This window comes from Streptosporangium roseum DSM 43021, assembly GCF_000024865.1.
Taxonomy (GTDB): domain Bacteria; phylum Actinomycetota; class Actinomycetes; order Streptosporangiales; family Streptosporangiaceae; genus Streptosporangium; species Streptosporangium roseum.
In genome coordinates this window covers 6,547,904-6,571,180 of the sequence record NC_013595.1, presented here as the reverse complement: position 1 = coordinate 6,571,180, position 23,277 = coordinate 6,547,904, and the positions used below count along the sequence as shown (strand labels likewise).

At 71.3% G+C, this 23,277-nt stretch carries 24 protein-coding genes; 18 read left to right on the top strand and 6 right to left on the bottom strand.

Annotation, left to right across the window (positions count from 1 at the left end):
* The first annotated feature begins 8 nt into the window (after nt 1-8).
* Nucleotides 9-689, top strand: a complete 681-nt coding sequence (locus SROS_RS28905; RefSeq protein WP_012892464.1) for a GntR family transcriptional regulator — start codon at nt 9-11, stop codon at nt 687-689.
* A 10-nt stretch (nt 690-699) separates the two neighbouring features.
* Here the strand turns inward: SROS_RS28905 and SROS_RS28900 are convergent, their stop codons facing one another.
* The 4 genes from SROS_RS28900 to SROS_RS28885 form a co-directional block, all read right to left on the bottom strand.
* The gene (locus SROS_RS28900) at nt 700-1,617 is read right to left on the bottom strand and encodes an EamA family transporter (protein WP_012892463.1); all 918 of its coding nucleotides are present in this window, start codon (nt 1,615-1,617) and stop codon (nt 700-702) included.
* Nucleotides 1,618-1,708: 91 nt separating this feature from the next.
* Entirely contained in the window at nt 1,709-3,145 is a 1,437-nt protein-coding gene (locus tag SROS_RS28895) for a glycosyltransferase family 39 protein (RefSeq protein ID WP_012892462.1), read from the bottom strand.
* Between the two features lie 81 nt (nt 3,146-3,226).
* The gene (locus tag SROS_RS28890) at nt 3,227-3,943 is read right to left on the bottom strand and encodes an ABC transporter permease (protein WP_043656958.1); all 717 of its coding nucleotides are present in this window, start codon (nt 3,941-3,943) and stop codon (nt 3,227-3,229) included.
* Nucleotides 3,944-4,037: 94 nt separating this feature from the next.
* On the bottom strand, nt 4,038-4,946 hold the full coding sequence (locus tag SROS_RS28885) for an ABC transporter ATP-binding protein (protein ID WP_012892460.1): 909 nt from the start codon (nt 4,944-4,946) through the stop codon (nt 4,038-4,040).
* 180 nt (nt 4,947-5,126) lie between these two features.
* Between SROS_RS28885 and SROS_RS28880 the strand changes: the two genes are divergently transcribed.
* The 14 genes from SROS_RS28880 to hisG all read left to right on the top strand — a co-directional run bounded on the left by SROS_RS28880 (nt 5,127) and on the right by hisG (nt 17,803).
* Nucleotides 5,127-6,050 carry a VOC family protein gene (locus SROS_RS28880; protein ID WP_012892459.1) on the top strand — a complete coding sequence of 308 codons (924 nt, stop codon included), beginning with the start codon at nt 5,127-5,129 and terminating at the stop codon, nt 6,048-6,050.
* 88 nt (nt 6,051-6,138) lie between these two features.
* Nucleotides 6,139-7,374, top strand: coding sequence for a multidrug effflux MFS transporter (locus SROS_RS28875; protein WP_012892458.1), 1,236 nt, complete (start codon nt 6,139-6,141; stop codon nt 7,372-7,374).
* A 104-nt stretch (nt 7,375-7,478) separates the two neighbouring features.
* Nucleotides 7,479-8,273: a helix-turn-helix transcriptional regulator gene (locus tag SROS_RS28870; RefSeq protein ID WP_081453465.1), complete on the top strand. Its 795-nt coding sequence runs from the start codon at nt 7,479-7,481 to the stop codon at nt 8,271-8,273.
* Entirely contained in the window at nt 8,270-9,682 is a 1,413-nt protein-coding gene (sufB, locus tag SROS_RS28865) for a Fe-S cluster assembly protein SufB (RefSeq protein WP_012892456.1), read from the top strand. Before SROS_RS28870 ends, sufB begins: the two co-directional genes overlap by 4 nt.
* The gene (gene sufD / locus SROS_RS28860; RefSeq protein WP_012892455.1) at nt 9,682-10,800 is read left to right on the top strand and encodes a Fe-S cluster assembly protein SufD; all 1,119 of its coding nucleotides are present in this window, start codon (nt 9,682-9,684) and stop codon (nt 10,798-10,800) included. Before sufB ends, sufD begins: the two co-directional genes overlap by 1 nt.
* Entirely contained in the window at nt 10,797-11,114 is a 318-nt protein-coding gene (locus SROS_RS28855) for a Rieske (2Fe-2S) protein (protein WP_012892454.1), read from the top strand. Before sufD ends, SROS_RS28855 begins: the two co-directional genes overlap by 4 nt.
* Before the next feature lie 44 nt (nt 11,115-11,158).
* A complete protein-coding gene (gene sufC, locus SROS_RS28850; RefSeq protein WP_218920079.1) occupies nt 11,159-11,890 on the top strand; it encodes a Fe-S cluster assembly ATPase SufC in 732 nt (243 codons plus the stop codon).
* Nucleotides 11,890-13,149 carry a cysteine desulfurase gene (locus SROS_RS28845; protein ID WP_012892452.1) on the top strand — a complete coding sequence of 420 codons (1,260 nt, stop codon included), beginning with the start codon at nt 11,890-11,892 and terminating at the stop codon, nt 13,147-13,149. The genes sufC and SROS_RS28845 overlap by 1 nt, the downstream gene beginning before the upstream one ends.
* A gap of 19 nt (nt 13,150-13,168) precedes the next feature.
* Nucleotides 13,169-13,606 (top strand): Fe-S cluster assembly sulfur transfer protein SufU, encoded by a 438-nt coding sequence (gene sufU / locus SROS_RS28840; RefSeq protein WP_012892451.1) that lies wholly within the window; start codon nt 13,169-13,171, stop codon nt 13,604-13,606.
* A complete protein-coding gene (locus SROS_RS28835) occupies nt 13,603-13,968 on the top strand; it encodes a metal-sulfur cluster assembly factor (protein ID WP_012892450.1) in 366 nt (121 codons plus the stop codon). Before sufU ends, SROS_RS28835 begins: the two co-directional genes overlap by 4 nt.
* 366 nt (nt 13,969-14,334) lie before the next feature.
* A complete protein-coding gene (locus SROS_RS28830) occupies nt 14,335-16,050 on the top strand; it encodes a DEAD/DEAH box helicase (RefSeq protein WP_012892449.1) in 1,716 nt (571 codons plus the stop codon).
* 245 nt (nt 16,051-16,295) lie between these two features.
* Nucleotides 16,296-16,532 (top strand): hypothetical protein, encoded by a 237-nt coding sequence (locus tag SROS_RS50035; protein ID WP_148269236.1) that lies wholly within the window; start codon nt 16,296-16,298, stop codon nt 16,530-16,532.
* 102 nt (nt 16,533-16,634) lie between these two features.
* A complete protein-coding gene (locus tag SROS_RS28820; protein WP_012892448.1) occupies nt 16,635-16,898 on the top strand; it encodes a phosphoribosyl-ATP diphosphatase in 264 nt (87 codons plus the stop codon).
* A gap of 59 nt (nt 16,899-16,957) precedes the next feature.
* Nucleotides 16,958-17,803, top strand: a complete 846-nt coding sequence (hisG, locus tag SROS_RS28815; RefSeq protein ID WP_012892447.1) for an ATP phosphoribosyltransferase — start codon at nt 16,958-16,960, stop codon at nt 17,801-17,803.
* A gap of 142 nt (nt 17,804-17,945) precedes the next feature.
* Here hisG and SROS_RS28810 read toward each other — a convergent pair whose 3' ends face one another.
* The gene (locus SROS_RS28810) at nt 17,946-18,788 is read right to left on the bottom strand and encodes a siderophore-interacting protein (protein WP_012892446.1); all 843 of its coding nucleotides are present in this window, start codon (nt 18,786-18,788) and stop codon (nt 17,946-17,948) included.
* 149 nt (nt 18,789-18,937) lie between these two features.
* Between SROS_RS28810 and SROS_RS28805 the strand changes: the two genes are divergently transcribed.
* Entirely contained in the window at nt 18,938-19,336 is a 399-nt protein-coding gene (locus tag SROS_RS28805) for a nuclear transport factor 2 family protein (RefSeq protein ID WP_012892445.1), read from the top strand.
* 198 nt (nt 19,337-19,534) lie between these two features.
* On the opposite strand, the gene SROS_RS28800 is transcribed toward SROS_RS28805, so the two are convergent.
* The gene (locus SROS_RS28800; RefSeq protein WP_043653162.1) at nt 19,535-20,629 is read right to left on the bottom strand and encodes an EAL domain-containing protein; all 1,095 of its coding nucleotides are present in this window, start codon (nt 20,627-20,629) and stop codon (nt 19,535-19,537) included.
* Between the two features lie 134 nt (nt 20,630-20,763).
* On the opposite strand from SROS_RS28800, the gene SROS_RS28795 reads away from it, so the two are divergent.
* Both SROS_RS28795 and SROS_RS28790 read left to right on the top strand, forming a co-directional pair.
* Entirely contained in the window at nt 20,764-21,420 is a 657-nt protein-coding gene (locus tag SROS_RS28795) for an acVLRF1 family peptidyl-tRNA hydrolase (protein ID WP_012892443.1), read from the top strand.
* A 172-nt stretch (nt 21,421-21,592) separates the two neighbouring features.
* The gene (locus SROS_RS28790; RefSeq protein WP_012892442.1) at nt 21,593-23,191 is read left to right on the top strand and encodes an ABC-F family ATP-binding cassette domain-containing protein; all 1,599 of its coding nucleotides are present in this window, start codon (nt 21,593-21,595) and stop codon (nt 23,189-23,191) included.
* The last annotated feature ends 86 nt before the right edge of the window (nt 23,192-23,277 follow it).

Genomic DNA, 23,277 nt, shown 5'->3' with positions numbered 1-23,277 from the left:
GCGCGGGAATGGCTCCTTCGGCGGAGGACCGGCTCGACCTGCCGGTCGTGGGCGAGCGGCAGAGCCTGCGGGAGCAGGTGGCCCACGCGCTGCGGGCCGCCCTGATCACCGGGGAGATGCGGCCGGGGGTGGTCTACTCGGCGCCGGTGCTGGCCGCCCAGTTCGGCGTCTCGGCGACGCCGGTGCGCGAGGCGATGCTCGACCTGGCCAAGGAGGGCCTGGTCGAGGCGGTGCGCAACAAGGGCTTCCGGGTCACCGAGCTGTCCGACCGCGACCTGGACGAGCTCACCGAGATCCGCCGGCTCATCGAGGTGCCCACGGTGGCGCGGCTGGCCGACCGGGCCCGTGCGGAGAGCTTCGAGCTGCTCCGCCCGGTGGCCCAGCAGATCGTCGACGCGGCCGAGCGCGGCGACCTGCTCGCCTACGTGGACGCCGACATCCGCTTCCACGTGGAGCTCCTCGCCCTGGCGGGCAACGCGCACCTGGTGGAGGTGGTGCGCGACCTGCGTAAGCGGGCCCGCCTGTACGGCCTGTCGGCGCTGTCCGCGCGCGGTGGACTGGTCGACTCCGCCCGAGAGCACCTCGACCTGCTCGACCTGCTCTCCGCGGGAGACGCCGGCGGTTCCGAGCGGCTGATGCGCAACCACATCCAGCATGTGCGGGGCATCTGGGCCAGCAAGCCGGAGTAGCGGCCCCGGTTCAGCGAGGGCCGCGGGTCGCGCCCACGCTGGCGACGACCACGCAGCCGATGGCGGCCCATTCGCGCACGTCGAGCACCTCGCCCAGCACGAGCAGGCCGACCATCGCGGCCACCGCCGGCTCCAGGCTCATGAGGATGCCGAACACCTGCTTCGGCATCCTGCGCAGGGCCTCCAGCTCGATCGAGTAGGGGATGACCGACGACAGCAGGCCCACCCCGAGGCCGATCAGCAGCAGCTCGGGCTGGAGCAGGTCGGCGCCGCCCGTGCCGATCCCCACGGGGGCGATCAGCAGGAACGACACGATCATCGCGAAGGACAGGCCGGTCGTGCCGGGGAAGCGCTGGCCCACGGCGGCCGAGAGGAGGATGTAGCCCGCCCAGCAGACCGCCGCGACCAGGGCGAATCCGATCCCGACCCAGCTGATGCGCGAGGCCGCCGTCCCCCAGGGCGCCAGCAGCACCACGCCCGAACCGGCCAGCGCGACCCAGAGCAGGTCCAGACGGCGGCGCGAGGCGGCCACCGCGACCCCGAGCGGCCCGAGGAACTCGATCGCCACCGCGATGCCCATGGGCAGCCGGGCCAGTGCCTCGTAGAACGACAGGTTCATCACACCCAGCGTCACGCCGAAGGCCACCCCCAGCCCGATGTCCACGCGGGTCAGCCCCTTCAGCCGGGGCCGGGCGACCACCCCCATGATGAGCGCGCCCATCGCGATCCGCAGGAACACCACCGCGCTGGGCGGCAACTGGGAGAAGAGGTCCTTGGCGAAACCCGCGCCCACCTGGACCGACAGGATCGCCAGCAGTACCAGGCCGGACGGCGGGATGGCGTCGGAGGCGGCCCTCAGCAACGCTCCCGGCCTGGGCAGGCCCGGCTTGTACGGCTCAGCGGGCCCATGCAGGGCTTCGGCGGTCATCAGATTCCTCGCGCCAGGGGCCAAACGGTCTTTCACACCTTACTAAGCGCGGCGCGGCTCCCGGAAAAGGCGTCCGCGATGCGAGACCGGTCTAACGGGTGTAGAGGGCCACGGTCATGCCGGGCGACCGCCCCGCGTGCCACGTCCGGCTGCGGGTGAACCGCTGGACCAGCGGGTCGAGCCTGCCGATCCGCAGGGCCGCCCCGGCGGGGCCCCGCCAGAGCGCCCAGACCCGCTCGCGCCCGTCGAGGGCGGCGGAGACGTCGGCGCGCTCGGGGTAGTCGAAGGACACCGGCCGGGGGTCGGCGTCCAGGAGCAGCACGTCGTCGGGCAGGCCCCGCCCGCCGTAGTAGAGCATCCCGGTCCGCAGCCACGACCCGCCGTACACGATCGCGTCGCCCGGCAGGGCGTTCGCCGAGATGATCCGCACCGCGCGGGGGAAGCTCTCGCGGTGCCCGTCCTCCCTGCGCAGGTCGAGCTGTCCGGGCAGCCCCGCGGCCAGGGCACCCGCCAGGGCGAGCGCGGCGAGCAGGTGGGGCATCGAGGCGAGCGCGAGACCGGCCAGCAGCGCGTAGGCGGGCACCGTCGCGAACAGGTAGCGGTCGACGTAGACGGGGGAGAGCAGGTGCGACAGGGCGAACAGCAGGACGGGCGGCAGCAGGGCCCAGGCGGCCAGCAGCGTGGGCCAGAGCCCGTGGGCGCGCCGCGTCCGCAGGAGGAGCGGGGCGGCCGCCAGGGCCAGTAGGACGCAGCCCGCCGGTATGGTGCCCCCGGCCGTCCTGGGCAGGGCCAGGAAGACCGCGGGGCCGGGCATGTCGATCCACCGGATGGCGTGCCGCTCGGCGAAGCCGACCACGGTCCAGACGGCCCCCGGAACGCATCCCAGGGCCAGGGCGGGCAGCATCCTGGCCAGGGCGCCCCGGCCGTACAGCGTCATGGCGAGCACGTGGGCGGCCAGCACGAGCAGGGCGAACACCTGCGTGCAGCCGAGCAGGGCGACGGCCGCGGCGTATCCCCACCGGCCGCCGCGCCGCCCCGGTTCCTCGATCGCGCGGTGCAGCGCCCAGGCGGCCAGCACCGCGGCGGCGGCCGCGAAGGCGTAGGGGCGGACGTTCTGCCCGTGATGGGATACCGACGGCAGGAAAACGTATATGGCGGCGGCCGCCACCCCGGCGGCCGGGGAGTGCAGGCGCCGTCCCAGGCCGGCGATGAGCGCGGCCGCCGCGCCCGTCGCGATCGCCGAGGGCAGCCGCAGCCACCACTCGGCCTGGCCGAACCCCGCCCACAGGTGCATGAACGCGTAGTAGGGCAGGAAGTGCCCGTCGACGTGCTGCGCGAGCTCCCACAGGCCCGCCGCGCTCCGGCGGGCCGCGCTGAGGGTGGCCAGCTCGTCCGACGACTGGGAGACCCGCCACGAGCCGGCGACGGCGACGACCGTGGCGGCGAGGCCCGCGGCCAGGCTCGGCCAGACCGGTCCCGTCCGCCGTGCCGCCGATGGGCGCGGAGCGCGCGCTCCGGTGATGATCACTCAGCGGATGCTACGGGTTCTTGATCATTCCTGGCGGTACGTCCGGGTAATGATTGTCCGCAGGATGACAAAGGTTTCCGGTCACTCCCAGCGGAACGTCCGGGAGGTGAGGAAGAGCGAGACCGCCGCCCACCCCGCCAGGATCGCCGCCGCGGCCACCGGCAGGCCGGCGCCCTCGGTCAGGACCGAGCGGAGCCCGCCGGTCAGGGCGGAGATCGGCAGCAGTTCGAGCGCCGGCTGCACCGAGTCGGGGAACTTCGACATGGGGAAGATCACGCCGCCGCAGCCGAGCAGGACCAGGTAGACCAGGTTGGCCCCGGCGAGGGTGGCCTCGGCGCGCAGGGTGCCCGCCATCAGCAGGCCGAGCCCGCTGAACGCGGCGGTGCCCAGCAGGATCAGCAGGAGCGCGGCCAGTGGGGAGCCCGCCGGGCGCCAGCCCAGGGCGAGCGCCACCCCGCTGATGACGGCCACCTGGATGATCTCCACGGCCACCACCGCGAGCGTCTTGGCCAGCATCAGCCCGGTCCGCGACAGCGGGGTCGCGCCCAGCCGCTTCAGCACGCCGTAGCGGCGCTCGAAGCCGGTCGCGATGGCCTGCCCGGTGAAGGCCGTCGACATCACCGCCAGCGCGAGCACGCCGGGGGCGATGAAGCTCACCCGGGGGCCGCCGCCGACGTCCACCAGCGGAGCCGCGGAGAACCCGACGAGCAGCAGCACCGGGATGATCATCGTGAGCAGGAGCTGCTCGCCGTTGCGGAGCATCGCCCGGATCTCCGCGCCCGTCTGCGCCAGCACCATCCGGGGCAGCGGCGCGGCCCCGGGGGCGGGGGTCAGGTCCAGGGTCGTCACTGTGCTCTCCTGCGGTCTGGCGCGGTCCGTGCTCGGCGAGGGGTCATCGGAGCTCCCGGCCGGTCAGCTCCAGGAAGACGTCTTCCAGGGTGCGGCGCTCGATGCTGAGGTCGTCGGCGGTGACGCCCTCGGCGGCGCACCAGGCCGTCACGGTCGCCAGCAGCTCGGGGCCGACCTGCCCCTCGATGATGTAGTGCCCCGACGGCGACTCCTTGGCGGCGCTGCCGGCGGGCAGGGCGGTGAGCAGCTCGTCCAGGGTGAGCCCCGGCCGGGCGCGGAAGCGGAGCTGCCGCTCGGCGCCGGTGAGCGAGGACGGCGTGCCCTCGGCCACCACCTTGCCGTGGTCGATGATGACGACCTGGTCGGAGAGCTTCTCCGCCTCGTCCATGTGGTGGGTGGTGAGCACCACCGCTACCCCGGCGGCGCGCAGGTCGCCGACCAGCTCCCAGCACGCGTGCCGGGCCTGGGGGTCCAGCCCCGCGGTCGGCTCGTCGAGGAAGACCAGCTCGGGGCGGCCGACGACGGCCGAGGCCAGCGACACGCGCTGCTGCTGGCCGCCGGAGAGCCTGCGGTACGGCGTGCGCGCGTGCCCGGTCAGCCCGAGCCGCTCCAGCAGCGCCGCCGGGTCCAGCGGGTGGGCGTGGAAACGGGCCATCAGGCGCAGCCACTCGCCGCAGCGCATCGCCGGGGGCACGCCTCCGGCCTGGAGCATCACCCCGACCCTCGCCCGGAGCTCCGGGCGGGAGGGGTCGAGCCCGAGCACCCTCACGGTGCCGCCGTCGGCCCGGCGGAATCCCTCGCAGATCTCGACGGTGGAGGTCTTGCCCGCGCCGTTGGGCCCGAGGATCGCGGTGACCGCGCCACGGGTGGCACTGAGGCTGAGGCCGTCGATCGCCGTCGTTCGGCCGTATCTCTTGACCAGATCGATGATCTCGACGGCTGGGGATTCCATGGCCACGAGTTTAGGGACTGTACCGGCCGGTCACGTTCCCGCACCTGCTGATCGGAGCCCCCCATGCCCGGTAAAAGGCTTCGGGCGGATCCCGCCAAGCCCCCTGATCGCCCACCAGGCGGCCCAAGCCCCTCATGTAACGCTGCGTGTGTCCCGAATCACGACTTGAGGAGGTTCGGCGTGTCCGAACGGAGTGGTTACAAATCCGGTGTCCCGTGCTGGGTCGACCTGTCGAGTACCGACGTCACCCTGTCGGTCAGGTTCTACCGGGAGATCTTCGGCTGGGAGGCGGTGTTCGACCCGCGCCCGGAGGCCGGCGGACACGGGCGGTTCACGCTGAGGGGGAAGGCCGTCGCGGGGATCGGGCCGAGCCGCGGCGACGGCGGGTCCTCCGTCTGGAACACCTGGGTGGCCACCGAGGACGCCGGCCTCACGGCCGCAAGGGTCCGCGAGGCCGGAGGAGAGGTCGTCGTGGAGCCCGCGGGCGTCTTCGGCGAGGGCGCCATGACCGTCGTGCGGGATCCCTCGGGCGCCTCCGTCACGGCATGGCAGGTGGGCCCGCGCCAGGGCGCGGAGATCGTCGGCGAGCCCGGCGCGCTCGCCTGGAACGAGCTGGTCACCCGGGACACCGCCCGGTGCGGGGCCTTCTACCCGGCCGTCTTCGGCTGGGGCGTCAAGGACGTCGACGGGGCAGGGGGGCGGTGCGTCGAGTGGCAGGTGGACGGCCACCCGGTCGCGGGGATGACGGAGTCCGGCCCCCGGGTCCCGCCGGACACGCCGCCGCACTGGCTGGCCTACTTCGCGGCCGAGGACGTCGACGCCACCGTGGCCAGGGCCGAGGAACTCGGCGGTACCGTGGTGCTGCCCCGGACACCGGCGCCCAGGGGGCCGGTGGCGGTGCTGGCCGATCCACAGTCCGCCCTCTTCGCGGTCGTCGGGCCGGACCGCCCCCCGGCGGTGAGCCCGGCCGTCCGCCGCCCGGCTGACGGGCCGCCGGCACGGGCGGGGCACGGCCCGGCAGGTACGGGGCCGGCGCGGGCCGAGCACGAGAGCGACCCCGCGCCCTCCCCGGGGCAGGTAGATCTTTCTTGTGGAGTTTCCTAAATATGGGAATTTGAGTGACCTGATTGCGGTTGGAAACCCCTGGCCCTCATGGGCCCACTGTGGCCTGTGAGGGTAAAGGGGATCTGATATGACCGCGGCGGTCGCCGAGCCGGAGGTCGCGCCGGTCGCGCGGCGCAGAGGGCTGCTGCTGCTCATCCTGGGGGCGCTGTCCGCCATCGGCCCGCTCTCGATCGACATGTACCTGCCCGCGTTCCCCGCCATCGCCGGGGAGATGGGCACGGGACAGGCCCAGGTGCAGCTCACCCTGACCTCCTGCCTCATCGGCCTCTCCGTCGGGCAGGTCGTCGCCGGCCCGCTCAGCGACGTGCGCGGCCGGCGGATGCCGCTGCTGATCGGCATCGCCGCCTACGCGGTGGCCTCCCTGCTGTGCGCGTTCTCCCCCTCCGTCTACGGGCTGATCGGTTTCCGCCTGCTGCAGGGCGTGGCGGGCGGCGCCGCGCTGGTGATCGTCCGCGCGGTCGTCCGCGACCTGTACGAGGGGGCGGCCATCGCCCGCATCTTCGCCACCCTCATGCTCGTCAGCGGTCTCGCGCCGATCCTGGCCCCGATCGCGGGCGCGCAGCTGCTCGAACACACCTCCTGGCGCGGCGTGTTCGTCTCGCTGAGCGTCGCCGGACTGCTGCTGCTGGCCGCCGCCCTGTTCGGGGTGCGCGAGACGCTTCCCCGCGAACGGCGGGAGAGCGGCGGGCTCCGGCACACCCTCGTCACCTTCAGGCACCTGCTGCGCAACCGTTCCTTCATGGCCAGCGCGCTGGCCGGCGGCCTCGGCTTCGGCGGCATGTTCGCCTACATCTCCGGCTCGCCGTTCGTGCTCCAGCAGGTGTACGGCGCCTCGCCGCAGACCTTCTCGCTGGTGTTCGCGCTGAACGCGATCGGCCTGACCGTCACCGCGCAGATCGGCGGCCGTCTCGCCGGGGGCAGGGTGGCTCCGGCGCGGCTGATCCTCGTCGGGCTGTTCATCTCCGTGGCCGGAGTGGTGGCGCTGCTGGCCACCGTGCTGCTCGGCCTGCCCCTCGCCGTCCTGATCGCCGCGCTGTTCGTGATGATGTGCGGGGCCGGGTTCGTCCTGCCGGGCACCGGCGCGCTCGCGCTGGCCGGTCAGCCCCAGCAGGTGGCGGGGAGCGCCTCGGCGCTGACCGGAGTGCTGCAGTTCGCCATCGGCGCGCTCGCGGCACCGCTGGTCGGGCTGGGCGGGGAGGACTCGGCGCTGCCGATGGCCGCCGTCCTGGCCGGGCTCACCCTCGCCTCCCTCGCCGCCTTCGTCGGCCTGCGGAAGCACGCGAAGGACGTTTCCGCAGGTTAGGTAAGGCTTACCTGCGTGACAAATCGCATTCGGCTATCCCGGCCATCGGTTTGTATGCGGGGAAGGAATTACGCCACACTGATGTTGTGAAATACGTGAGCCAGATGCCGGGCACCGAGGAGACCGCCGCCGCGCGGCCCTCCGGCGTGTCCGCCGAGCGCAGCACGCGTGCGCGTGTCGCCCGGCTCATTCTGGAGCACGGACCCATCACCGCCGCCGCCCTCGGCGAACGGCTCGGGCTCACCCCGGCCGCCGTCCGCCGCCATCTGGACGCACTGCTCGCCGAAGGGATGATCGAGCCCCGTACGGCCCGGCCCCGCGGCCAGCGGGGGAGAGGGCGGCCGGCGAAGCTCTTCGCCATAACCGACGCCGGGCGCAGCGCCTTCGAGCACGCCTACGACGGTCTCGCCGGAAACGCGCTGCGCTTCCTCGCCGAGCGCGTGGGCGAGGAGGCGGTGGCCGAGTTCGCCCGGTCGCAGGTGTCCGGCCTCGTCGGACGGCTGCAGCTGGAGATGCGCAAGGTCCCCGCCGACCAGCGGGTCCGCGTCCTGGCCGAGGCCCTGTCGGCCGACGGTTACGCGGCCTCGGCGAGCAAGGCCAGTCTCGGCGGCGAGCAGTTGTGCCAGCACCACTGCCCCGTGGCGCACGTGGCCGCGGAGTTCCCGCAGCTCTGCGAGGCCGAGACCGAGGCGTTCGCGCAGATCCTCGGCACGCCTGTCCAGCGGCTGGCGACCATCGCCCATGGCGACGGGGTGTGCACCACCCACGTGAGCCCGCACAGAGCGGCCGAGCCGGACGCGCGGGAGCGTGAAGCGGGACGGCGGGCACCCGGGCGATCGCGACCATCCATAAGGCAACAAACGATCGATGACGAATCGAGCAAGGAGACCGGAAGGTGACTGTCACCGACCGCCCGGAGCTGGAAGGCCTCGGGAATTACAAGTTCGGCTGGGCCGACTCGGACGCTGCCGGATCGACGGCCCGCCGTGGCCTGTCCGAGGAAGTCGTCCGTAATATCTCCGCGCTCAAGAACGAGCCGGAGTGGATGCTGGACCTTCGCCTGAAGGGCCTGCGCCTGTTCGGCAAGAAGCCGCTGCCGAACTGGGGTTCCGATCTCAGCGGAATCGACTTCGACAACATCAAGTACTTCGTGCGCTCCACCGAGAAGCAGGCTGCCTCCTGGGAGGAGCTGCCCGACGACATCAAGAACACCTACGACAAGCTGGGCATCCCCGAGGCGGAGAAGCAGCGCCTCATCGCCGGTGTCGCCGCCCAGTACGAATCCGAGGTCGTCTACCACCAGATCCAGAAGGACCTCGAGGACAAGGGCGTCATCTTCGTCGACACCGACACCGCGCTCAAGGAGCACGAGGAGCTCTTCAAGGAGTACTTCGGCACCGTGATCCCGGTCGGCGACAACAAGTTCGCCGCGCTGAACACCGCCACGTGGAGCGGCGGCAGCTTCATCTACGTGCCCCCGAACGTCAACGTCGAGATCCCGCTTCAGGCCTACTTCCGGATCAACACCGAGAACATGGGGCAGTTCGAGCGGACCCTGATCATCGTGGACGAGAACTCCTACGTCCACTACGTCGAGGGCTGCACCGCGCCGATCTACTCCTCCGACTCGCTGCACAGCGCGGTCGTGGAGATCATCGTGAAGAAGGGCGCCCGCTGCCGCTACACGACGATCCAGAACTGGTCGAACAACGTCTACAACCTGGTCACCAAGCGCGCCGTGGCCTACGAGGGCGCGACCATGGAGTGGATCGACGGCAACATCGGCTCCAAGGTCACCATGAAGTACCCGGCCGTCTACCTGATGGGCGAGCACGCCAAGGGTGAGACGCTGAGCGTCGCCTTCGCCGGCGAGGGCCAGCACCAGGACGCCGGCGCCAAGATGGTGCACCTCGCGCCGAACACCAGCTCCACCGTGATCTCCAAGTCCGTCGCCCGCGGCGGCGGCCGTACCTCCTACCGCGGTCTGGTCCAGATCGAGGAGGGCGCGCACGGCAGCGCCAGCACGGTCAAGTGCGACGCGCTCCTGGTCGACCAGATCAGCCGCTCCGACACCTACCCCTATGTGGACGTGCGCGAGGACGACGTCTCCATGGGACACGAGGCCACCGTCTCCAAGGTCTCCGACGACCAGCTCTTCTACCTGATGAGCCGCGGTCTGAACGAGGACGAGGCGATGGCGATGATCGTGCGCGGCTTCGTCGAGCCGATCGCGCGCGAGCTCCCGATGGAGTACGCCCTCGAACTGAACCGCCTCATCGAGCTGCAGATGGAAGGAGCCGTCGGCTGATGGGTCTCGAAACCAAACCCCTGTCGACCCTCCACGAGAAGGCCTCCTACAACGTGGAGGACTTCCCGGTCCCGACCGGCCGCGAGGAGGAGTGGCGCTTCACCCCGCTGTCGCGCCTGAAGGGCCTGCACAGCGGCGCCGCCCCGGCCGGCGGCGTGCTGATCCACGTCGACGCGGCCCCCGAGGTCACGGTGGAGACCGTGGGCCGCGACGACCAGCGGCTCGGCAAGGCCTACGTGCCCGCCGACCGGGTCAGCGCCCAGGCCTTCGCCGTCTTCGAGAAGGCCACCGTCCTGACGGTCCCGCGCGAGGCGGTCGCCTCCAAGCCGACGGTGATCACGCTCACCGGCTCCGGCGAGGGCGCCGCCTACGGCCACATCCTGGTCACGCTGGAGCCGATGGCCGAGGCCGTCCTCGTCCTGGACCACCAGGGCAGCGCGGTCTACGCCGACAACGTCGAGTTCGTCGTGGGCGAGGGCGCCACGCTCAAGGTCATCAGCCTGCAGGACTGGGCCGACGACGCCGTGCACGTCTCCCACCACCACGCCCTGCTCGGCAAGGACGCGACCTTCCGCAGCTTCGTGGTCACCCTCGGCGGCGACCTGGTACGGCTGTCGCCGTCGGTCTCCTACAGCGGCCCCGGCGGCGACGCCGACCTGACCGGCCTCTACTTCGTGGACGCCGGGCAGCACATGGAGCACCGCCTGCTGGTGGACCACTCCCAGCCCAACTGCAAGAGCAACGTCGTCTACAAGGGCGCGCTGCAGGGTGAGGACGCCCACGCCGTCTGGATCGGCGACGTCATCATCCGGGTCGAGGCCGAGGGCACCGACACCTACGAGCTCAACCGCAACCTCCTGCTCACCGACGGCGCCCGCGCCGACTCGGTGCCGAACCTGGAGATCCTCACCGGCGAGGTCGCCGGAGCGGGGCACGCGAGCGCCTCGGGCCGCCTGGACGACGAGCACATCTTCTACCTCCAGGCCCGCGGCATCCCGTTCGACGACGCGCGCCGCCTGGTCATCCGGGGCTTCTTCGCGCAGCTGCTGGAGAAGATCGAGCTCCCCGAGCTGCGTGAGCGGGTGCTCGGCAAGGTTGAGGCGGAGCTCGAGAAGTGACGTTCGAAAAGGTCTGCAAGCTCAGCGACATCCCCGATGACGGCGTGATCGGCCTGGAGGTGGGGCAGACCCCCGTCGCCCTGGTCCGCCGGGGTTCGGAGGTCTTCGCCCTGCACGACGTCTGCTCCCACGCCGAGGTGAAGCTCAGCGAGGGCGAGGTCTACGACGAGACCCTGGAGTGCTGGCTGCACGGCTCGTGCTTCGACCTGCGCTCCGGCAAGCCCACCGGCCCGCCCGCCACCAAGCCCGTTCCCGTCTACCAAGTCAAGATCGACGGCGATGACGTCCTCGTCTCGCTCTCGAAGGAGTCATAACAGTGTCTGATTCGAGCCGAGTCCGCTCGGGATCCACCCTTGAGATCCGTGACCTGCACGTCGCCGTCGAGGACAAGGAAATCCTGCGCGGCGTCAACCTGACCGTCCGGTCCGGCGAGACCCACGCCATCATGGGCCCCAACGGCTCGGGCAAGTCCACGCTCGCCTACGCGATCGCCGGCCACCCCAAGTACACCGTGACCGGTGGCCAGGTCCTGCTGGACGGCGTCGACCTGCTGGAGCTGACGGTCGACGAGCGCGCCCGCGCCGGCCTGTTCCTCGCCATGCAGTACCCCGTCGAGGTCCCCGGCGTCAGCGTCTCCAACTTCCTGCGCTCGGCGGTCACCTCCGTGCGCGGCGAGGCCCCCAAGCTCCGCGAGTTCGCCAAGGACCTGAAGGCCGGCATGGACGCCCTGTCCATCGACGCCGCCTTCGCCCAGCGCAACCTGAACGAGGGCTTCTCCGGTGGCGAGAAGAAGCGCCACGAGATCCTCCAGCTCGAACTGCTCAAGCCGAAGATCGCCGTCCTCGACGAGACCGACTCCGGCCTCGACGTCGACGCGCTGCGCGTGGTCTCCGAGGGCATCAACCGCTTCCGTGACTCCGGCGAGACCGGCGTCCTCCTCATCACCCACTACACCCGCATCCTGCGCTACGTGAAGCCGGACTTCGTCCACGTCTTCGCGGGCGGCCGGATCGTGGAGCAGGGTGGCCACGAGCTCGCCGACAAGCTCGAGGCCGAGGGCTACGAGGCCTACACGAAGGCATCGGTCTGATGAACACGGGCTTTGACGTGGAGAGGATCAGGAAGGACTTCCCGGTCCTCTCCCGCGAGCTGTCCGGCGGTCGGCCGCTGGTCTATCTCGACTCGGGCAACTCCGCGCAGAAGCCCACCCAGGTGATCGACGTCATGCGCGAGCACCTGGCCATGCACTACAGCAACGTCGGCCGCGCCATGCACGCGCTGGGCGCCGAGTCCACCGAGGCGTACGAGAACGCCCGCGACAAGGTCGCCGCCTTCATCGGCGCGCCGAGCCGCGAGGAGGTCGTCTTCACCAAGAACGCCTCCGAGGCGCTCAACCTGGTGGCCTACGGCTTCGGCAACCCCACCAACGACGACCCCCGGTTCCGTCTCGGCCCCGGCGACGAGATCGTCATCTCCGAGATGGAACACCACTCCAACATCGTGCCGTGGCAGCTGCTCGCGCAGCGCACCGGCGCCACGCTGCGGTGGTTCTCGGTCACCGACGAGGGCCGCCTGGACCTGTCGAACCTCGAAGAGCTGGTCACCGAGCGCACGAAGATCGTTTCGATCGTGCACCAGTCCAACGTGCTCGGCACGGTCAACCCGGTCGCCGAGGTGCTCGCCAGGGTCCGCCAGGTCGGGGCGCTGATGATGCTGGACGCCTCGCAGTCGGTGCCCCACCAGCAGGTGGACGTCGCCGCGCTCGGCGTGGACTTCCTCGCCTTCACCGGGCACAAGGTCGTCGGCCCCTCCGGTATCGGCGTGCTGTGGGGCCGCGGGGAGCTGCTGGAGGCCATGCCTCCCTTCATGGGCGGCGGAGAGATGATCGAGGCGGTCTGGATGGACCACTCGACCTATGCCCCCGCGCCGCACAAGTTCGAGGCGGGCACCCCGCCGATCGTCGAGGCCATCGGCCTCGGCGCCGCGGTCGACTACCTGTCCGCGATCGGCATGGACGCCATCGTCCAGCACGAGCGCGAGCTCACCGGCTACGCTCTCGGCGCGCTGCGAGAGGTCCCCGGCCTGAGAGTGATCGGCCCGGAGAGCCTGGACCGGCGTGGTGGCACGGTGTCGTTCACCCTTGAGGGGATTCACCCGCACGATGTCGGGCAGATCCTGGATGACAACTTCGGTGTGGCAGTGCGCGTGGGGCATCACTGCGCCCGCCCGCTGCACCTGAGGTTCGGGATTCCCGCCACCACGCGGGCCTCCTTCTACCTGTACAACACCCCGGCCGAGATCGACGCCCTGGTCCGCGGCCTCCACCACGTGCAGAAGGTGTTCGCCTAGCCATGCCGGAGCAGTCGAGATGATCGCCGAGTCCATGTACCAGGAGCTGATCCTGGAACACTACAAGCACCCCCAGGGACGGGGGCTGCGCGACCCCTACGACGCCGAGGTCCACCACGTGAACCCGACGTGCGGCGACGAGATCACCATGCGGGTGAAGCTGGGTGACGGGGGCAAGGTCGAGGACGTCTCCTACGACGGCCAGGGCTGTTCCATCAGCCAGGCCGCCGCCTCGGTGCTGCACGAGCTGGCCTCCGGTTCGACCGTGGACGAGACGCTCGCGGTGGTGGAGGAGTTCACCAGGCTCATGCAGAGCAGGGGCCAGGTGGAGGCGGACGAGGACGTGCTCGGGGACGCTGTGGCGTTCGCCGGGGTCGCGAAGTTCCCGGCCCGGGTGAAGTGCGCGCTGCTGGCCTGGATGGCCTACAAGGACGCGGTTGTGAGGAGTTCTACATGAGCAAGCCTGTTGAGACGCCGACCGCGGCGTACGACGGGGAGACGACCCTTGACGAGGTCATGGAGGCCCTCAAGGACGTCGTGGACCCCGAGCTCGGCATCAACGTCGTCGACCTCGGCCTGATCTACGGGGTCAACCTCGACGCGGCCGAGGCCGGCACCCCGCCGATCGCGACCATCGACATGACGCTGACCAGCGCGGCCTGCCCGCTGACCGACGTCATCGAGGACCAGGCGCACTCCGCCCTGGACGGCATGGTCTCCGACGTGAAGATCAACTGGGTCTGGCTCCCGCCGTGGGGCCCGGACAAGATCACTGACGACGGGCGCGAGCAGCTGCGCATGCTCGGTTTCAACGTCTGATCTCCCCGTTCCGGTACGGCTCGCGCCCTCCGAGGTGCGGGCCGTACCGAATTGTGTGAGAGGATGCCCGATGCCGGGAAGAAAAGCCCGGCTCGGAGCGTTGGCTCTACCAGCGGACAAGCGTCCACATGATGTTGGACGCCCCGGATCACCTGGCGCTGCGAAGGCCGGGTATGCTTGATCGTGGTTTGACTGCGTGCGGGTAAGCTAGACCCGCCCCGTGCGGTGCGCCTCGACTTGCACCGCACTACCGCCCCGAAAGTGGGCGTTGATTAAGCGCGGCCTCAGGCCGCGCGTTCCAGGCTCGTCCTTTCGCAGAAGTGACGTGCCCCGTTCTTCTATCGAAAGGCACGAACCTTCGTGACCATGCTTGACGCTGCCCTGCCCGAAATCACCGACATCCCCGAGGTTGCCGCCGGGCCGTCCGAGTTCACGCTCCTCGGCCTGCCGAAGCCGCTGGTGACCGGGCTTTCCCGCCAGGGCATCGACAGCCCCTTCCCCATCCAGAGCGCGACGATCCCCGACATCCTCGCCGGCAGTGACGTCCTCGGCCGCGGCCAGACCGGCTCCGGCAAGACGCTGGCCTTCGGCCTGCCCATGATGGCCCGCATCGCCGGGAGCAAGGCCCGTCCGGGCCGCCCCCTCGCCGTCGTCCTCGTGCCGACCCGCGAGCTGGCCATGCAGGTGACCGACGCGCTCGAGCCGCTCGGCCGGGGCCTGTCCCTGAGGATGAAGACCGTCGTCGGCGGCATGTCGATGGGCCGGCAGATCGAGGCGCTGCGCCGCGGCGTCGAGGTCGTCGTGGCCACTCCGGGCCGGCTGACCGACCTGATCCAGCAGGGCGAGTGCACGCTGGACGAGGTCCAGGTGACCATCCTGGACGAGGCCGACCACATGTGCGACCTCGGCTTCTTCCCGGTCGTCAGCGCGATCCTGCAGCAGACCCCGGCCGACAGCCAGCGCCTGCTGTTCTCCGCCACCCTCGACGGCGACGTCGACAAGCTCGTCCGCCGCTTCCTCACCGACCCGGTGACCCACTCCATGGCGCCGGTCGCCTCCTCGGTGGACACCATGGAGCACCACGTGCTCGAGGTGCACCGCGACGACAAGTTCCCGGTGACGGCCGAGATCGCCAACCGCGAGGGCCGCACCATCATCTTCGTGCGCACCCAGCACGGAGTGGACCGCCTCTGCAAGCAGCTCGCCCAGGTCGGCATCAAGGCCGGCGGCCTGCACGGCGGCAAGCGCCAGAACCAGCGCACCCGCATCCTGGCCGAGTTCAAGGAAGGTGCGATCAACGTCCTGGTCTGCACCGACGTCGCGGCCCGCGGCATCCACGTCGACAACATCAGCCTCGTGCTGCACGTCGACCCGCCGCAGGACCACAAGAGCTACCTGCACCGCGGCGGCCGTACCGCCCGCGCCGGGGAGAAGGGCACCGTCATGACGCTGGTGCTCCCCAACGAGCGCCGCTCCACCGACGCGATGACCCGCCGCGCGGGCATCAAGCCCTTCCGTCTCAAGGCCACGCCGGGCCACCCGCGCCTGGAGGAGGTCGCCGGTGCGCGCCAGCCCAGCGGCGAGCCGATCCCGGTCTGGGAGCCCTCGGCTCCGGCCGCCAAGCAGCGCGAGCGTCGCGGTTTCGGCGGCAACGGCGGTGGCCGCGGTCCGCGCCGCTTCCGTGACCGTCCCGCCCACGGCGGCGAGGGCCACCAGCCCCGCGAGCGCTCCGCCGGCGACGCCGCCCGTGGTGGCGAGCGCGGTGGCAACGGCAGCGTGAGCGACGTGCGCGGCCAGTACCGCTCCGAGCGTTCCGGCGGCTACCGCGGCGACCGCTCCAGCGGCGGCGGCTACCGTGGTGACCGTCCCGCGGGCGACCGCGAGCCGTTCCGCGGCGACCGCCCCGCCGGCGGTGGCGGCGGTTACCGCGCCGGCGAGCGGCGTGAGCCGTTCCGCAGCGGCGAGCGCCAGGGCGGCGCTTTCCGCGCCGAGGGCCGTTCCGACGGCCGCGGCGACAGCCGTGGCGGTGGCTTCCGCGGTGGCCGCCAGGGCGACCACGCCGCGGGCCGCTACGGCCGCTGATCCACGCCCGCGGGCCGAACGGCAGGCCGCCACGGCGGCCGGCCGGACCCGCGGACCGACAACCCGGCTGATCAGATCGCGGGCCGTTACGGCGGCCGGTCGACCCAGCTGACCCAGGAGGGGCCGGTACGGCAGTCGCCGTACCGGCCCCTCCGTCGTGTCCGGGGCCCGGGGCGACGGTCGCGCCGCCGGCGGACATCCCGGAAGGCACCTGCCGGGGCTGCGTGGCGCGGCCGCGCGGCGGTGTGGTTTCCGGTGACCGCCAGCCGGTCACCTCCTGGACCGCGATCGACGGCGACGGCCGCCGCAAGCCGCTGTGGTACGCGCTGCGCCGTGTCCACGCCGACCGGCCCTCACGGTCCAGGACGGTGCCGTGGCCGTCGTCAACGACGGCACAGGGCCGTGGACGGGCGTGCTGGAGCCGCTGCGGCCCGGCCGGGGCGGTGGTCGCCCGGCCGGTCCGGCGCCGCGTCAACGAATGACCGGTGGATCGCCAATCCCTGTCCAGAGCGTGGACGGGCACCCCTGTGGGTCTGACGGCCCATTACTCTGGGAGGGCACATCCGACGACGCCGAGAGAGACCATGAAGACCTTCGAAGAGCTGTACGCCGAGCTGTCCGACAAGGCGCGCACCCGGCCCGAGGGGTCGGGGACCGTGGCCGCGCTGGACGCCGGAGTCCATGCCATCGGCAAGAAGGTCGTGGAGGAGGCCGCCGAGAGCTGGATGGCGGCCGAGCACGAGTCGAACGAGCGGGCGGCCGAGGAGATCTCCCAGCTCCTCTACCACGTGCAGGTCCTCATGATCGCGAAAGGGATCGGGCTGGACGAGGTCTACAAGCATCTGTGAGCCGGTGCGCCCGGCTCCAGCCTCGCAGGACCCGACATCCACGTAAGGATCTTCACGCCATGCTCCGTCTAGCTGTTCCCAACAAGGGCGCCCTCACCGAGGCCGCCCAGCGGATACTCAAGGAAGCCGGATACCGCGCCCGCACCGACAGCAAGGAGCTCGTGGTCGTCGACCCCGACAACTCCTGTGAGCTGTTCTTCCTGCGTCCCAAGGACATCGCCGTCTACGTCGGCGAGGGCACCCTGGACGCCGGGATCACCGGCCGCGACATGCTCCGCGACTCCGGCGCGCAGGTCGAGGAGATCCTGCCGCTCGGCTTCGGCAAGTCCACCTTCCGCTTCGCCGCCGACCCGGGCGCCTTCTCCTCCGTCGCCGACCTCAAGGGCAGGCGCATCGCCACCGCCTACGCCGGCCTGCTGGAGACCTACCTCGACGAGCAGGACGTCGAAGCCCGCGTGATCAAGCTGGACGGCGCGGTCGAGACCGCCGTCCGGCTGGGCGTGGCCGACGCCGTGGCCGACGTCGTGGAGACCGGCACCACGCTGCGCAACATGGGCCTGGAAGTATTCGGCGAGCCGATCGCCCGCTCCGAAGGTGTGCTGATCAAGCGGGTCGGCGGCGTGGAGACCCAGGGGCTGCAGCAGCTCGTCCGCCGCCTGCAGGGGGTGCTGGTGGCGCGCGACTACGTGATGATGGACTACGACATCCGGGCCGAGCGGATCGAGGAGGCCATCGCCCTCACCCCGGGCATGGAGGGCCCCACGGTCTCCCCCCTGCACCGGGAGGGCTGGGTCGCCGTCCGCGCCATGGTGCCGCGCAAGGGCCACCAGCAGGTGATGGACCAGCTCTGGGAGATCGGCGCGAAGGCCATCCTGGTCACCGCCATCTTCGCCTGCCGCCTCTGAGCGTGGTGCCGCCCGGGGCGGAGCCGATCCGCCTCTGCGCGGAGCTCCGCCCAGGGGGCCGATCCACCTCTGAGCGGCGCTCCGCCCAGGGGGGCCGATCCACCTCTGAGCGGCGCTCCGCCCGGGGAGGCGGCGTCGCGGCTCAGGACGACAGCGCCGCGGCCTCCTCCTCCTCGATCTGCCGGTTCCACTCCTTCTTGGAGGACCGCCAGGCCTCGTCGTCGCGGCCGAGGCGCCAGTAGCCGGAGATGGACAGCTGGGGCAGCGGGATGCCGCGCTCGGTCCGCAGGTGGCGGCGGAGCTCCTTGACGAAGCCGGCCTCACCGTGGACGAAGGCGTGCGGGGCGCCCGGAGGGAAGTCGAGCGCGCGCACGGCGGCGACCAGCGCCTCGCCGATGGGCGCGCCGCCCCGGTGCAGCCAGACGATCTTCGCGTCGGCGGAGGTGTCCAGTGCCTGCTCCTCCTCGGGGCCGGCCACTTCCACGAACACGTGGGCCAGGGCGCCGGCGGGCAGGCGCTCCAGCGAGGCGGCGATGGCGGGCAGCGCGCTCTCGTCGCCCACCAGGAGATGCCAGCCGGCCTGCGGGTCGGGCGCGTAGGCGCCGCCGGGGCCGAAGAAGTGGATCTCGTCGCCGGGCCGCGCCCCGGCGGCCCAGGGGCCGGCGAGGCCGCTGTCGCCGTGGTAGACGAAGTCGAGCGTCAGCTCCACCGCCTCCGGGTCCCACGCGCGGACGGTGTAGGTCCGGGTGGTGGGGAACTGCTCGCGGGGCAGATCACGCTGGATCGCCGCGAGGTCGAACGGTTCCGGATAGGTCACCCCGTGCGGGGCGAACAGGAGCTTCACGTAGTGGTCGGTGAACTCGCCCGCGCCGAACTCCGCGAGCCCGTCGCCGCCCAGCACCACCCGGATCATGTGCGGGGTGAGCTGCTCCACCCGTTTCACCTCGCCACGAGTCGCCTTCCGTGCGGGCCTGTCATCTGCCATATGCCACACTCCCGATCAACTCATATTAGGTAACCCTAAGTTGTAGCATACGGGCATTTCAGGGATGGAGGCCGTCCTGGCGGGTTTGCCGTCGGCCCGGGGGTCGCGCATAGTTATAGAGATTACTCTCTAAAACTGTTGGAGGCATCATGAACGCCGTCGAGCGACTCTACGGGGGGTTCGCCGCGGGTGATCCGCAGGAGATCCTCGCCTCGCTGCACCCGGACTTCACCGGGGTGGTGAGCGCGGGCATGCCGCTGGGCGTCGGAGGCATCCATCGAGGGCCGGAGGCGATGCTCCGCGACTGCTGGGGGGTCGTCTTCCGGCACCTCGACACCGGCCCGCAGCCCGAGGAGCAGGTCTGGTCGGGGCCCGACCGGGTGGTGGTGCTCGGTCACTACCGGGGGACGGCGCGGGCCACCGGCCGCACCCACGAGGCGGCCTTCGCCCATGACCTGCGCCTGCGGGACGGCCTGATCGTCAGGCTCGTGCAGGTCACCGACACGGCCAGGTGGGCCGAGGCGCTCACCGATAAATCTACAACGTAAAGGAGACGGGCGGGGAGCGTCCGGTGACGAGCCTCCCGCATGGCGGCTCGCCACCGGACGAGGCCGAACTCGGCAGGCAGGGAGCACGTAGGGCAGGGCGGGGTGGAGCGGCAGGCGGGGCGGGACGGAAGCGTCCGGCAGGCAGGGAGCACGCGGGGCCGGGAGCCGGTCAGGGGGGGCGTCCGGCAGGTACAGGGCCTAGCGGGCCGCGGCCACCTGGCGGATCAGGTCGGAGACCCGGACGATCCCCATGCAGCGGCCGACCTCGTCCACGACCACCAGGTCGTCGTAGACGCGTTCGGCGTCGCGACCGGCGACCTGCATGGCGGCGATGGCCGGAGTGGTCTTGGGGACCGTGCGGGCGGAGTCCGCCAGGCGCCTGGCGGGCTTCTTGCCGTGCAGGGCGTGGCCGAAGCGGCTGGCGATGGACAGCAGGAAACGGCTGCGGTCGAGGCTGCCCTTCGGGCGCTGGTACTCGTCCACCAGGATCACGCTGGTGATGGAGGGCTCGCTGCCGAAGGCCCCGACCGCGTCCTCCGCGGTGGCCTCGTGGGGGAGGGTCACCGCGGGCAGCAGGAACTCCTGGACGCGGGGGCCGAGCAGGGCCTGCACCGGTTCCTGCGCGAGGACCGGCAGCGGCACGTGGACCCGGCCGGACGGGCCCGGGACCAGTAGCGGGCCCTGCGCCAGCCGTACTCCCCAGCCGCGGACCGCGGAGAGCTGCGCCTCCTCGGTCACGCCCGGGGCCAGGACGTGCGCGCCCACCTCGCGGGCGAGCCTGGCCAGCCCCTCGGCGAGCGCCGCGCGGCGCGGGTCGCGGGGGACGCGCGCCATGAGCTCGGGGGAGAGCACCGCCAGGTACGGCGCCGCGTCGGTGAGCAGGTCCATCGGGATGTGGCCGGTCCCCAGGTCGCCCACCGCGATCAGGTAGCCGATGGCGCGCAGCCCGTCCAGGCCGGTGACCAGGGCCCGGCGTTCGGCCTGGGAGAAGCCGCCCCGGAGCATGAGGATCACTTCGCGGGGCCGCCGCCCGGACACGCGCAGCGCCTCGTGGAGCGGTGCCAGCGCGGCCGAACCGCCGATCACCGCCTCCGCCGGCAGGCCGAGCACCAGCGGGAGCAGGATCTCGCTCCGGGCCGCGCCGAGGAGCGTCCCGGCGAGGGAGGCGACGTTGCCGTGGTGGTCGCCGACCGCCTGGAGGGCGATGACGCCCCCCGTGTCGAGATCGACGATCGGTGTGATGTCCACGGTGGCCGCCGCGGAGGCGGGGAGGAGATGCGTTCGACTCGCCACGTACAGAGGATGAACCACTCTCAGCAATCACATAAGCCACGTTCGGTGATGTTCACCGATATTTCGCTGTTCGTTGGAGCCGGCAGCCGAAGAGCCGGCGGGCGGGGGAGGCCCGACCGGTAGTGTCCCGTTCCATGACGTCACGACCTGCCAAGGGAGGGGGGCGCTGGGTCTCGGTGGGCCCCGAGCGCCTCGGCCGCTGGGTGGACGGCTTCGTCGAGCGGCACGGCCCGCCGGACGTGACGGCCGCCGACGGGGTCGTGCGGCTCCGGGGCGCCGACGGCGCGGTGGCCGAATGCCAGGTGCCCTTCCCCCCGCTGACCCCCGCCGGCGGCGGGCCGCTGGCGCGCCTCATCACCCACGCGCGCACGGAGCGCCGGATCGGCGTGCTGCTGGTACGGCTCGGCGGCCACGCGGCCGGCATCTTCCAGGGTGACGAGCTCGTCTCCTCCAAGGTGGGGTCTCGGCAGGTCCACGGCCGCAGCGCGGCGGGAGGCTGGTCCCAGCAGCGCTTCGCCCGGCGCAGGGAGAATCAGGCCGGGCAGGCGCACGACGCGGCGGCCGAGGTCGCGCTGCGGATCCTCGGCCCGCACGTGGCCGAGCTGGAGGCGGTGATCCTGGGCGGTGACCGGCGTTCGGTGGACGCGCTGCGGGCCGACCGCAGGCTCGCCCCGGTCTTCGCGCTGGAGACCGACCCCTTCCTGACGGTCCCCGATCCCCGGCTGGTCGTGCTCCGGGACACCCCCGCTCAGTTCCGAGCGGTCCGCATCAGGGTGATCGACCCCGAATAATCATGGAGAAGCGCTCATGTGTGCGCCGTACACTGATCGGTATGCGCACTTCCGACTGACGCCGCCCTGATGAGGCGAGACAGCCGAACCGGGCCGGAAGAGACAGGGCGCGGCGGGTTCGGCCACAGCGAGGTGAGCCGGTTTATTTCCAGTCTGGGAGTGTTCTCCAACCATGATCGTAGCTTCTGACATCGAACTGCGCGCCGGGGCCCGCTTGCTCATCGAGGGCGCGTCGTTCCGGGTGAACCCCGGTGACAAGATCGGGCTCGTCGGCCGTAACGGGGCGGGCAAGACCACCCTGACCAGGGTGCTCGCGGGTGAGGGGGCGCCCGCCGCGGGCGCCGTCTCCACCACCGGCGCCGTCGGCTACCTGCCGCAGGACCCGCGCACCGGCGACCTGCAGGTGCTCGCCCGCGACCGGATCCTGTCCGCGCGCGGGCTGGACGAGGTGCTGCGCGAGCTGCGCGAGGCCGAGCTCGGCATGGCCTCCGACGACGAGCGCAGGAGGGACCGCGCGGTGCGCGCCTACGGGCGGCTGGAGGACCGGCTGCACGTGCTGGGCGGATACGCCGCCGAGTCGGAGGCGGCCTCGATCGCCTCCAGTCTCGGGCTGCCCGACCGGGTGCTGGGCCAGCCGCTGGAGACCCTTTCGGGAGGGCAGCGCAGGCGGGTGGAGCTGGCCCGGATCCTCTTCAGCGGAGCGGAGACTCTCCTCCTTGACGAGCCGACAAACCACCTCGATGCCGACTCAATCGGGTGGCTTCGTGATTTTTTACGATCGCATCAGGGCGGCTTGATCATTATTAGCCACGATGTCGGACTTCTTGAAGCGACGGTAAACAGGGTCCTGCACCTGGACGCCAACCGCGCGACGATCGACACCTACAACGTCGGCTGGAAGACCTACCTGGCCCAGCGGGAGACCGACGAGAAGCGCAGGAGGCGCGAGCGCGCCAACGCCGAGAAGCAGGCCTCGGCGCTGATGTCGCAGGCCGACAAGATGCGGGCCAAGGCCACCAAGGCCAAGGCCGCGCAGGACATGCAGCGCCGCGCCGAGCGCCTGCTCTCCGGCCTGGAGGTCGAGCGGCGCAGCGACAGGGTCGCCAAGCTGCGCTTCCCCGAGCCCGCGCCGTGCGGGCGGACCCCGATCGCCGCGGAGGGGCTGTCGAAGTCCTACGGCTCGCTGGAGGTCTTCACCGACGTGGACGCGGCCGTGGACAAGGGGACCAGGGTCGTCATCCTGGGCCTGAACGGTGCGGGCAAGACCACCCTGCTGCGCATCCTGGGCGGCATCGAGCAGCCCGACACCGGCGCCGTCAAGCCCGGCCACGGGCTCAAGCTGGGCTACTACGCCCAGGAGCACGAGACGATCGACCCGGACAGGACCGTCCTGGAGAACATGCGCTCGGCCGGGGGGATGCTCGCCGACGTCGAGCTCCGCAAGGTCCTGGGCTCGTTCCTGTTCACCGGCGACGACGTGGACAAACCCGCCGGAGTGCTCTCCGGAGGCGAGAAGACCCGGCTGGCCCTGGCCACCCTGGTGCTGTCGGCGGCCAACGTCCTGCTCCTCGACGAGCCCACCAACAACCTCGATCCCGCCAGTCGCGAGCAGGTTCTTTCGGCACTAAGGTCCTATTCTGGGGCGATTGTGCTCGTCACGCACGATGAGGGTGCTGTCGAGGCTCTACAACCAGATAGGGTGATCTTGCTGCCTGACGGAGTTGAAGACGCTTGGAGCGACGAATTTTCCGATCTTGTGGCACTTGCCTGATCTTAATTTGAGCGGGTACGGATCTTTTCCCATGGAGTAGGTAGCCGATCTCGCTGAAATGACTGATCATGGCGTGAGTAACGCTG